We start from the raw sequence: 11,222 nt of genomic DNA, 5'->3' as shown, positions 1-11,222 counted from the left end.
CAGCGCTGCTCGACCGGGACGAAGTCGCGCTCGACCACGCCCGTGTAGATCTGGCGCGGGCGGCCGATGCGGGAACCCGGCTCCTTGATCATCTCGTGCCACTGGGCGATCCAGCCCGGGAGGCGGCCGAGGGCGAACAGGACCGTGAACATCTCGGTCGGGAAGCCCATGGCGCGGTAGATCAGGCCCGTGTAGAAGTCGACGTTCGGGTAGAGGCTGCGCGAGACGAAGTAGTCGTCGGAGAGCGCGTGCTCCTCCAGCTTGAGCGCGATGTCCAGCAGCTCGTCGGACTTGCCGAGGGCCGAGAGGACGTCGTGCGCGGCGGCCTTGATGATCTTCGCGCGCGGGTCGAAGTTCTTGTAGACCCGGTGGCCGAAGCCCATCAGGCGGACGCCGTCCTCCTTGTTCTTCACCTTGCGGATGAAGGAGTCGACGTCACCGCCGGAGGTCTGGATGCCCTCCAGCATCTCCAGCACCGACTGGTTGGCGCCGCCGTGCAGCGGGCCCCACAGGGCGTTGATGCCGGCGGAGATCGACGCGAACATGTTCGCCTGGGACGAGCCGACGAGGCGGACCGTGGAGGTCGAACAGTTCTGCTCGTGGTCGGCGTGCAGGATGAGCAGCTTGTCGAGGGCGGAGACCACGACCGGGTCGGGCTCGTACTCCTGCGCCGGGACCGAGAAGGTCATCCGCAGGAAGTTCTCGACGTACCCGAGGTCGTTGCGCGGGTAGACGAACGGGTGGCCGATCGACTTCTTGTACGCGTACGCCGCGATCGTCGGAAGCTTGGCGAGCAGCCGGATCGTCGAGAGGTTGCGCTGCTTCTCGTCGAAGGGGTTGTGGCTGTCCTGGTAGAACGTGGACAGCGCGGAGACGACCGAGGACAGCATGGCCATCGGGTGGGCGTCGCGCGGGAAGCCACGGTAGAAATTCTTGACGTCCTCGTGCAGCAGGGTGTGCTGCGTGATGTCGTTCTTGAAGGCCGAGAGCTCGTCGACGGTCGGAAGCTCACCGTTGATCAGGAGGTAAGCGACCTCCAGGAACGTGGAGCGCTCGGCCAGCTGCTCGATCGGGTAGCCGCGGTACCGGAGGATGCCGGCCTCGCCGTCGAGGTAGGTGATGGCGGATTTATAGGCGGCGGTGTTGCCGTAGCCGCTGTCCAGGGTGACCAGACCGGTCTGGGCGCGGAGCTTCCCGATGTCGAAGCCCTTGTCGCCGACGGTGCTGTCGATCACCGGGTAGGTGTACTCGCCATCGCCGTACCGCACTACTACAGAGTTGTCGCTCACGTCATCCCTCACCGACGTTGTGCCTCTTCTTCGAGGTTGCCCTGACTGTCTCTACCATCCCCCATTTGGCGCAGGAGAGTGCACTCGGGGTCGGCCGTTGGGCGTATCAGCGGCACTGAGTGCCGCCAACTTGCTCATCCTGCCCCTCCGCAACCGCTTCCGGAAGAGCTCTGTGACCCACGTGACTCATTTGATCGATCATTTTTTGTGCTGTCTCACGATTGACGCTCCCTTGGCGCTCCGCCGGCGTTCCACTGGCGGTCCTCACCGGCCCGAGAGCCGGTAGTCCAACGCCGTACAGCGCCGTCCCGCCGAGACCGTGCGCACCGCCTGACCGATCGCCTTGCGCGAACCGACGAGGACGACCAGCTTCTTCGCCCGGGTGACCGCCGTGTACAGCAGGTTCCGCTGAAGCATCATCCAGGCGCTGGTGGTGACCGGGATCACCACGGCCGGATACTCGCTGCCCTGGGAACGGTGGATGGTCACCGCGTACGCGTGGGCCAGTTCGTCCAGTTCGTCGAACTCGTACGGCACCTCCTCGTCCTCGTCCGTCAGCACGGTGAGGCGCTGGTCGACCGGGTCGAGCGAGGTGACCACGCCCACGGTGCCGTTGAAGACGCCGTTGGTGCCCTTCTCGTAATTGTTGCGAATCTGGGTGACCTTGTCGCCGACCCGGAAGACCCGGCCGCCGAACCGCTTCTCGGCGAGGTCGGGTCGGCCCGGGGTGATGGCCTGCTGGAGCAGTCCGTTGAGCGTGCCTGCGCCCGCTGGGCCCCGGTGCATGGGGGCGAGCACCTGGACGTCCCGGCGCGGGTCGAGGCCGAACTTGGCCGGAATCCGACGGGCCGCCACGTCCACGGTGAGCCGGCCGACCTCCTCGGTGTCGTCCTCGACGAAGAGGAAGAAGTCCTTCATGCCGTCGGTGACGGGGTGCTGCCCGGCGTTGATCCGGTGCGCGTTCGTCACCACACCGGACTGCTGGGCCTGCCGGAACACGCGCGTGAGACGCACCGCCGGGACCGGGCCGCCCTCGGCGAGGAGGTCCCGCAGGACCTCGCCGGCACCGACGCTGGGCAACTGGTCGACGTCCCCGACGAACAGCAGGTGCGCGCCCGGCGGAACGGCCTTGACCAGCTTGTTGGCGAGCAGCAGGTCCAGCATGGAGGCCTCGTCGACCACCACCAGGTCGGCGTCGAGCGGACGGTCCTTGTCGTAGGCCGCGTCGCCGCCGGGCTTCAGCTCCAGGAGCCGGTGGACGGTGGAGGCGTCGGCGCCGGTGAGCTCGGCCAGGCGCTTGGCGGCCCGCCCGGTGGGGGCGGCGAGGACGACCTTGGCCTTCTTGGCGCGGGCCAGCTCCACGATCGAGCGCACCGTGAAGGACTTGCCGCAGCCGGGGCCGCCGGTGAGCACGGCGACCTTCTCGGTGAGCGCGAGCTTCACGGCGGCCTCCTGCTCGGGGGCGAGTTCGGTGCCGGTACGGGACTTCAGCCAGCCCAGCGCCTTGTCCCAGGCCACGTCATGGAAGGCCGGCATCCGGTCCTGGTCGGTGCGCAGGAGCCGCATCAGCTGGGCGGCGAGGGAGAGTTCGGCGCGGTGGAAGGGGACGAGGTAGACGGCGGTGACCTCATGGCCGTCGGGGCCGGGGAGCTTCTCGCGTACGACGCCGGGGTCCCCCGACTCCTCGTCGGGCAGGGCGAGTTCGGCGAGGCACTCGATGACCAGGCCGGTGTCGACCTGGAGGAGCTTGACCGCGTCGGCGATCAGCTGTTCCTCGGGGAGGTAGCAGTGCCCCTGGTCGGTGGACTGCGAAAGGGCGTACTGCAGGCCCGCCTTGACGCGCTCCGGGCTGTCGTGCGGGATGCCGACGGACTGGGCGATCTTGTCGGCGGTGAGGAAGCCGATGCCCCAGACGTCGGAGGCGAGCCGGTAGGGCTGGTTCTTCACGACGGAGATCGAGGCGTCGCCGTACTTCTTGTAGATGCGCACGGCGATGGAGGTGGACACCTCGACGGTCTGGAGGAAGAGCATGACCTCCTTGATCGCCTTCTGCTCCTCCCAGGCGTCGGCGATCTTCTTGGTGCGCTTGGGTCCGAGGCCGGGGACCTCGACGAGCCGCTTCGGCTCCTCCTCGATGATCTTCAGGGTGTCCATGCCGAAGTGCTGGGTGATGCGGTCGGCGAAGACGGGCCCGATGCCCTTGACGAGCCCCGAGCCGAGATAGCGGCGGATGCCCTGGACGGTGGCGGGCAGGACCGTCGTGTAGTTCTCGACGGTGAACTGCTTGCCGTACTGCGGGTGGGAGCCCCACCGCCCCTCCATCCGCAGGGACTCCCCCACCTGGGCGCCGAGCAGCGCGCCGACGACGGTGAGAAGGTCGCCGCCGCCTCTGCCGGTGTCGACGCGGGCGACCGTGTAGCCGTTGTCCTCGTTGGCGTACGTGATGCGCTCCAGTACGCCTTCGAGCACGGCCAGTCGTCGTTCACCCGCGGAGGCCCCCGCCTGATCGGTCATGATCCGACGGTACCGCCCGGCACCGACAGCGCCCGGCGGTCTCCGGGATCGGAGCGTGCAGAGTCCCACGCGCACCCGACCTGTCTACCCCGCCCTTGACCTCACGTGGTCGATCACCGTCCGGAGGTCCTCCGTCGGGGAGAAGTCCACGTACTCGCAGTCCTCCAGGGCGACGGGGACATGGCCGGGTCCCCAGTAGTACGCCTGTCCCGCCTCGTACTCCTCCTCGCCCGTGGGCGTGAGCATCTTCAGCCGGCCCTTCAGCAAGTAGCCCCAGTGCGGGCACTGGCACGCGTCGCCGTCGAGGCCCTTGAGGGCGGGGCCCATGTCCGTGCCCTCCGGCAGCCGGAAGTAGCCGACGGACATGCCGCCGCCGATGGGCTTGGTGCGCACCTCCAACCCGTCGCCCGCGAGGACGACGGGTACCTCGTCGTGAGTGGCCGCCGTCATGATTCCTCCGCTCCGGCCCGCCATGGCCTCGAGGCAAAGACTCCTGGCACTTGAGAAGAGTCCTGGTCCTTCCAGCCTGATCCGTCCTCGCACGGCCCGCGACATCACGATCCGGTCGCGGGGTCTTGCCAATCGGCGTGTAATCGATTCCAATCCTCCCTACAAGGGATCGTGTAATCGATTCCACCAGTTCCACGAGGAGGTGGAGCGACGATGGCGAGCATCAAGGACGTCGCGGCCGAGGCGGGGGTCTCCGTCGCCACGGTGTCGAGGGTCCTCAACGACCATCCGTCGGTCAGCGCGGACGCACGCACACGCGTGCTGGCCGCCGTCGCGGCCCTGGGCTACCGCCCGAACGCCGTCGCCCGCTCCCTGCGCACCGACCAGACCCACACCCTCGGCCTGGTCATCAGCGACGTGCTGAACCCCTACTTCGGCGAGCTGGCCCGCTCCGTCGAGCAGGAGGCCCGCGCGCTGGGCTACAGCGTGATCATCGGGAACGCCGACGAACGCCCGGATCTGCAGGACCACCACGTACGGAACCTGCTGGACCGCCGGATCGACGGGCTGCTGGTCTCCCCCACCGACGGCGGCTCCCCGCTGATGCTGGACGCCGTGCGCGCGGGGACGCCGATGGTGTTCGTGGACCGCTGGATCCCGGGCGTGGCCGTGCCAGTGGTGCGGGCCGACGGGCGGGCCGCCGTGCGCGATCTCGTCGCCCATCTGCACGCGCTGGGGCACCGCAGGCTCGCCATCATCGCCGGGCCCGCCGCCACCACGACCGGTCAGGAGCGCGTGGCGGCCTTCCGGGAGGCCCTCCAGGCGTACGGCCTTGAGCTGCCCGAGGCCTACATAGGGCAGGGCGACTTCCAGGCCGAGAGCGGGCGGCGGGTCACCGAGGGCTTCCTCGACCTGCCCGAGCCGCCCGAGGTCGTCTTCGCGGCCGACAACCTGATGGCACTCGGCGCGCTGGACGCCGTACGCGCGCGTGGGCTGCGGATACCTGAGGACCTCGCCCTGGCCGCGTTCGACGACATCCCGTGGTTCGTGCACACCGATCCGCCGATCACCGCGATCGCCCAGCCCACGGGCGAACTGGGGCGGGCCGCCGTGCGCGCGCTCGTCGACCGCATCGAGGGGCGGCCGCCCGCGTCGGTCACGCTCCCCGCCCGTCTCGTCGTCCGCCGTTCCTGCGGCGAGCCCTCCCCGAAGAACGTCGCAGTGAACCCCGTAACGAACAGGAGCGAGTCGTGAGCAACGAGGACGAGTTGCTGCGCATCGAGGGCATACGGAAGTCCTTCCCCGGCGTGGTCGCGCTCGACGGCGTCGACTTCGACCTGCGCCGGGGCGAGGTGCACGTACTGCTCGGCGAGAACGGAGCCGGCAAGAGCACGCTGATCAAGATGCTGTCGGGCGCCTACCACCCCGACGAGGGCCGCGTTGTGGCGGACGGTGAGGAGGTGCACATCCGCGGGGCGCAGGACGCCGAGCGGCTGGGCATCGCCACCATCTACCAGGAGTTCAACCTCGTCCCCGATCTGACGGTCGCCGAGAACATCTTCCTGGGCCGGCAGCCGCGCCGCTTCGGGATGATCGACCGGAGGACGATGGAGGCCGACGCCGAGGTGCTCCTGAAGCGGGTCGGCGTCAACGTCTCGCCACGCGCGCGTGTGCGTGAACTCGGCATCGCCCGGCTCCAGATGGTCGAGATCGCCAAGGCGCTCAGCCTGGACGCGCGCGTGCTGATCATGGACGAGCCGACCGCCGTGCTCACCTCGGAGGAGGTCGACAGGCTCTTCGCGATCGTGCGCAGGCTGCGCGAGGACGGGGTCGGGATCGTCTTCATCACCCACCATCTGGAGGAGATCGCCGCCCTGGGCGACCGGGTCACCGTGCTCCGCGACGGCAGGTCCGTCGGGCAGGTCCCGGCCACCACGCCCGAGGACGAGCTCGTACGCCTGATGGTGGGGCGGTCGATCGAGCAGCAGTACCCGCGCGAGCGCGGCGAGAGGGGTCCGGCCCTGCTCAAGGTCGAGGGCCTTACGCGCGACGGCGTCTTCCACGACATCGGCTTCGAGGTGCACGCCGGCGAGGTGGTCGGCATCGCCGGGCTGGTCGGAGCGGGCCGTACCGAGGTCGTGCGGGCCGTGTTCGGCGCGGACCCGTACGACAAGGGGGCCGTGCACGTCGCCGGGACCGCCCTGAAGGGGCATGACGTGGGTGCCGCCATGGCGGCCGGGATCGGTCTGATCCCCGAGGACCGCAAGGGCCAGGGCCTGGTGCTCGACCAGTCGGTCGAGGAGAACCTGGGTCTGGTGACCATGCGGGCCGCCACGCGCGCGGGGCTCGTCGACCTCAAGGGCCAGCGGGAGGCCGCCGCGCGGATCGCCGAGCAGCTCGGGGTGCGGATGGCGGGCCTGTACCAGCACGTACGGACGCTCTCCGGCGGCAACCAGCAGAAGGTCGTCATCGGCAAGTGGCTGCTCGCCGACACCAAGGTGCTGATCCTCGACGAGCCCACGCGCGGGATCGACGTCGGCGCCAAGGTCGAGATCTACCAGCTGATCAACGAACTCACCGCGACCGGTGCCGCCGTCCTCATGATCTCCAGCGATCTGCCCGAGGTGCTCGGCATGAGCGACCGGGTGCTGGTGATGGCCCAGGGCCGGATCGCCGGCGAACTCACCGCCGACGAGGCCACCCAGGACTCCGTGATGGCACTCGCCGTCAGCACGAACACCGTACAGACCGACAAGGAGGCCCCCGGTGGCCACTGACACGCTCAAGAGCGGGGCGAGCGCGGGTGGCCTGCGCCGTCTCCTGCTCGACAACGGCGCGCTGACCGCGCTGATCATCCTGGTCATCGCCATGTCGGCGCTGTCCGGCGACTTCCTGACCACCGACAACCTGCTCAACGTCGGCGTCCAGGCGGCCGTGACGGCCATCCTCGCCTTCGGTGTGACCTTCGTGATCGTCTCGGCGGGCATCGACCTGTCGGTGGGCTCGGTGGCGGCCCTGTCGGCCACCGTCCTCGCCTGGAGCGCGACCACGCACGGGGTACCGGTCTTCCTGGCGGTCGTCCTCGCCGTGGTGACAGGCATCGCGGCCGGTCTCGTCAACGGCTTCCTGATCGCGTACGGCAAACTCCCGCCGTTCATCGCCACGCTGGCGATGCTCTCGGTGGCGCGCGGTCTGTCGCTGGTGATCTCCGAGGGCTCCCCGATCGCCTTCCCGGACTCGGTCTCCCACCTGGGTGACACGCTCGGCGGCTGGCTGCCGGTGCCCGTCCTCGTGATGGTCGTCATGGGGCTCGTCGCGGCCTTCGTGCTGGGACGGACGTACATCGGCCGTTCGATGTACGCGATCGGCGGCAACGAGGAGGCGGCCCGTCTGTCCGGGCTGCGGGTGAAGAAGCAGAAGCTCGCCATCTACGCGTTGTCCGGTGTGTTCGCGGCCGTGGCCGGTGTCGTGCTCGCCGCCCGGCTGTCCTCGGCGCAGCCGCAGGCCGCCGACGGCTACGAGTTGGACGCGATCGCTGCGGTCGTCATCGGCGGCGCGTCGCTCGCGGGCGGCACCGGCAAGGCGTCCGGGACGCTGATCGGCGCGCTGATCCTCGCGGTCCTGCGCAACGGCCTCAACCTCCTGAACGTGTCCGCGTTCTGGCAGCAGGTCGTCATCGGCGTGGTCATCGCGCTGGCGGTGCTCCTGGACACCCTGCGCCGCAAGGCGGGGGCGACCCCGGTGGCCGGTGCCTCGCAGGGCGGCAAGGGGCGCCAGGCGGCGACGTACGGTCTCGCGGCCGTGGTCACCGTGGCGATCGTCGGCGCGACCTCCTTCCTGCACAACGACTCGTCCTCGACGGCGAACCCGAAGGTGGGTCTGTCGCTGTCGACCCTCAACAACCCCTTCTTCGTGCAGATCCGGTCGGGCGCCCAGGCCGAGGCCAAGAAGCTGGGCGTGGACCTGACCGTCACGGACGCCCAGAACGACGCCTCCCAGCAGGCCAACCAGCTGCAGAACTTCACCAGTTCGAGCCTCGGCGCGATCATCGTCAACCCGGTGGACTCGGACGCGGCGAGCAACTCGGTGAAGGCCGCCGACAAGGCGAAGATCCCGGTCATCGCGGTCGACCGCGGCGTCAACAACGCGAAGACGGACGCCCTCGTGGCCTCCGACAACATCGCCGGCGGTGAGCTCGCCGCCAGGACCATCGGCGACAAGCTCGGCGGCAAGGGCAAGATCGTGATCCTCCAGGGTCAGGCGGGCACGTCGGCCGCCCGGGAGCGCGCCGAGGGCTTCGCGAACGGCCTCAAGGCGTACCCGGGCATCCAGGTCGTCGCGCAGCAGCCCGCCGACTTCGACCGCACCAAGGGCCTCGACGTGATGTCGAACCTGCTCCAGGCCCACCCGGACGTCCAGGGCGTCATCGCCGCCAACGACGAGATGGCGCTCGGCGCGATCAAGGCGCTGGGCTCCAAGGCCGGAACGTCGGTCCAGGTGGTCGGCTTCGACGGCACTCCGGACGGCCTGAAGGCGGTGAAGGGCGGCACGTTGTACGCGTCCGTCGCACAGCAGCCCTCCCAACTCGGCAGAATCGCGGTGGACAACGCGCTGAAGGCCCTTCAGGGCAAGAAGGTCGAGGAGACGGTCAAGGTGCCGGTGAAGGTGGTCACGAAGCAGAACGTGGCAGGTTTCACGGGCTGACAACGGCGTACGGGCGGGCGGTCGCCTCGACCGCCCGCCCCCCGTCACCGACTAGGGGAGTCACTCATGTACGACTACGACCTTCTGGTCGTCGGGTCGGCCAACGCCGACCTGGTGATCGGCGTGGAGCGGCGGCCGGCGGCCGGCGAGACGGTGCTCGGTTCGGACCTGTCCGTGCACCCGGGCGGCAAGGGCGCCAACCAGGCGGTCGCGGCGGCCCGGTTGGACGCGCGTACGGCGTTGCTGGCCCGCGTCGGCGACGACGGGCACGGCCGGCTGCTGCTCGACTCGCTGCGGGCGGCCGGCGTCGACACGGTGGGGGTGCTGGTGGGCGGGGCGCCGACGGGGGTCGCGCTGATCACCGTCGATCCGTCGGGCGACAACAGCATCGTGGTCTCGCCGGGTGCCAACGGACGTCTGACGCCGGGGGACGTACGGGCCGCGGTCAGCCTCTTCCACGCCTCCCGGGTGGTGTCGACCCAGCTGGAGATCCCGCTGGAGACGGTCGTGGAGGTCGTACGGAACCTGTCGCCCGACAGCCGGTTCGTGCTGAACCCGTCGCCGCCGCGGCCGCTGCCCACCGAGGTCCTCGTGGCCTGTGATCCGCTGATCGTCAACGAGCACGAGGCGAAGGTGATCCTCGGGGACGCGTGTGTGAGCGACGCCCCGGAGGACTGGGCGCGGCTGCTGCTCGCGAAGGGACCGCGGTCGGTGGTGGTGACGCTGGGCGCCGAGGGGTCCCTTGTGGCGTCCTCGGCGGGGGTGAGCCGGGTGGCGTCGGTGAAGGTCGACGCCGTGGACACGACGGGCGCGGGGGACGCCTTCACGGCGGCGCTGGCGTCCCGGCTGGGGGCCGGTGCCGGGCTGGCGGAGGCCGCCGCGTACGCGTCCCGGGTCGGGGCGGTCGCGGTGACCCGGAAGGGTGCGCAGGACTCCTTCCCCACGGCGGAGGAGGTCCAGGCCCTGTGAAGAAGGCCGGAATACTGAACCGCCAGCTCTCCGGCGCGCTCGCCGAGCTGGGGCACGGGGACGGGGTGCTGGTGTGCGACGCCGGGATGCCGATCCCCGACGGGCCGCGCGTGGTCGACCTGGCCTTCCGGGCCGGGGTGCCGTCCTTCGCGGAGGTCCTCGACGGGCTGCTCACCGAACTGGTCGTGGAAGCGGGCACGGCGGCGGAGGAGGTGCGGTCCGCGAACGCGGAGGCCTCGTCGCTGCTGGACGCCCGCTTCCCCGAGCTGCACCTGGTCTCCCACGAGAGGCTCAAGGAGCTGTCGGCGGGCGCCCGGCTCGTCGTACGCACGGGGGAGGCACGGCCGTACGCGAATGTGCTGCTCAGATGCGGGGTGTTCTTCTAGCCTCGGACGCGGACAGGGGTTCCGGCGGCCGGAGTTCACGGCGCGGGGAAGACCATGCGCAGACCGTAGCGCTGCTCCGCGCGGTGGACCGCCGGGAGGAGGGCCGTGCGCAGCTCGCGTACCTCGACCGCGTGGTCGGTGAGGAACTGAGTGCGTGTGCGCAGGCGGACGGGGTCGCGGACGGCCTCCACGGGGCGCATGCAGTCGGCGTAGACGCGTCCCAACTCCGTTTCCGTGCGCGGGAGATCGGCGGGGGCGGCACTGCCCTCGCGGGCCTGGGCGACGGCCATGAAGGTCTGCTCGTCGCGGGCCTGGATGCCGCGGCCTGCCAGGCAGTCGGGAAGGTTCCGCCGGGCCTCGACCGTGCCGGGATCATCGCGCAGGGAGATCAGTTCGGAGAACCAGCGGCCCTGGAGGTCGGCATAGCTGTCGCGCAGCGCGTCCGCGGCTGCCGCGCCCTCGGCCCGGCAGCGCCGTGTCTGCGCGGCGGTGCCGGGGCGCGCGGGGGCCGCGGCGGATGCGGTGCCCGAAGCCGGCGCGGCGGGCGTGGGGCCCGGGATCCCGGCGCTCGCGCTCAGGCCGTGTCGGCGGATGAAGTCCAGGTCGGGGAGCTCGAAGTAGCGGATGAACTCTCGAGATCCTCGGGAGTGAAGTGGATGCGGAGCAAGTCGTCCCCCTGGGTCGGCAGCCGTTGCGGGCCAGCAGTAACGCGGGTGACGGCCGCCACTGGCGGCAACAGGCTTACCGGCCACTTCGGAAGGCTGCTGAGTGGACCGCGGGCATACTTCGAGGGGGCCCGGTCCAATGACCCGGGCCCCCCGACGCAAACCACCCCCACAGAACCCCCCCCACCCCCCCGAAACCCCACCAGGCGTCCAGAAGCCAAAAAAGACCGCCGGGGCGGGGGAAG

Annotated in this window: 9 protein-coding genes; 5 read left to right on the top strand and 4 right to left on the bottom strand. The window is 70.1% G+C overall.

The window, feature by feature from the left end:
* The 3 genes from ACFVYN_RS38995 to ACFVYN_RS38985 all read right to left on the bottom strand — a co-directional run.
* Positions 1-1,289, bottom strand: a 1,289-nt coding sequence (locus tag ACFVYN_RS38995) for a citrate synthase (RefSeq protein WP_352384175.1), incomplete at its 3' end; no start/stop codon positions are given.
* A gap of 264 nt (positions 1,290-1,553) precedes the next feature.
* Positions 1,554-3,803, bottom strand: coding sequence for an ATP-dependent RecD-like DNA helicase (locus ACFVYN_RS38990; RefSeq protein ID WP_390007116.1), 2,250 nt, complete (start codon positions 3,801-3,803; stop codon positions 1,554-1,556).
* A gap of 84 nt (positions 3,804-3,887) precedes the next feature.
* On the bottom strand, positions 3,888-4,253 hold the full coding sequence (locus tag ACFVYN_RS38985) for a hypothetical protein (protein ID WP_390007114.1): 366 nt from the start codon (positions 4,251-4,253) through the stop codon (positions 3,888-3,890).
* A gap of 213 nt (positions 4,254-4,466) precedes the next feature.
* On the opposite strand from ACFVYN_RS38985, the gene ACFVYN_RS38980 reads away from it, so the two are divergent.
* From ACFVYN_RS38980 to rbsD, 5 genes are all read left to right on the top strand, one after another.
* Entirely contained in the window at positions 4,467-5,507 is a 1,041-nt protein-coding gene (locus ACFVYN_RS38980; RefSeq protein ID WP_390007112.1) for a LacI family DNA-binding transcriptional regulator, read from the top strand.
* Positions 5,504-7,030 carry a sugar ABC transporter ATP-binding protein gene (locus ACFVYN_RS38975; RefSeq protein ID WP_390007110.1) on the top strand — a complete coding sequence of 509 codons (1,527 nt, stop codon included), beginning with the start codon at positions 5,504-5,506 and terminating at the stop codon, positions 7,028-7,030. Before ACFVYN_RS38980 ends, ACFVYN_RS38975 begins: the two co-directional genes overlap by 4 nt.
* Positions 7,020-8,957, top strand: coding sequence for a substrate-binding domain-containing protein (locus ACFVYN_RS38970; RefSeq protein ID WP_390007108.1), 1,938 nt, complete (start codon positions 7,020-7,022; stop codon positions 8,955-8,957). The genes ACFVYN_RS38975 and ACFVYN_RS38970 overlap by 11 nt, the downstream gene beginning before the upstream one ends.
* 66 nt (positions 8,958-9,023) lie before the next feature.
* Positions 9,024-9,926 (top strand): ribokinase, encoded by a 903-nt coding sequence (locus tag ACFVYN_RS38965; protein ID WP_390007106.1) that lies wholly within the window; start codon positions 9,024-9,026, stop codon positions 9,924-9,926.
* On the top strand, positions 9,923-10,312 hold the full coding sequence (gene rbsD / locus ACFVYN_RS38960; protein WP_390007104.1) for a D-ribose pyranase: 390 nt from the start codon (positions 9,923-9,925) through the stop codon (positions 10,310-10,312). The genes ACFVYN_RS38965 and rbsD overlap by 4 nt, the downstream gene beginning before the upstream one ends.
* Positions 10,313-10,347: 35 nt before the next feature.
* On the opposite strand, the gene ACFVYN_RS38955 is transcribed toward rbsD, so the two are convergent.
* The gene (locus ACFVYN_RS38955) at positions 10,348-11,064 is read right to left on the bottom strand and encodes a hypothetical protein (RefSeq protein ID WP_390007103.1); all 717 of its coding nucleotides are present in this window, start codon (positions 11,062-11,064) and stop codon (positions 10,348-10,350) included.
* Positions 11,065-11,222 lie beyond the last annotated feature (158 nt).

The organism is Streptomyces sp. NPDC058307, assembly GCF_042880295.1.
Taxonomy (GTDB): domain Bacteria; phylum Actinomycetota; class Actinomycetes; order Streptomycetales; family Streptomycetaceae; genus Streptomyces.
Note: the sequence above shows the minus strand (reverse complement) of the source record. Positions and strands in the feature narration are given on the sequence as shown.

What these genes read in the sequence shown, in the direction of transcription:
- ACFVYN_RS38990 (WP_390007116.1), bottom strand. Translation starts at nt 3,803, where the DNA reads ATGACCGATCAGGCGGGGGCCTCCGCGGGTGAACGACGACTGGCCGTG.
- ACFVYN_RS38985 (WP_390007114.1), bottom strand. Translation starts at nt 4,253, where the DNA reads ATGACGGCGGCCACTCACGACGAGGTACCCGTCGTCCTCGCGGGCGAC.
- ACFVYN_RS38980 (WP_390007112.1), top strand. Translation starts at nt 4,467, where the DNA reads ATGGCGAGCATCAAGGACGTCGCGGCCGAGGCGGGGGTCTCCGTCGCC.
- ACFVYN_RS38965 (WP_390007106.1), top strand. Translation starts at nt 9,024, where the DNA reads ATGTACGACTACGACCTTCTGGTCGTCGGGTCGGCCAACGCCGACCTG.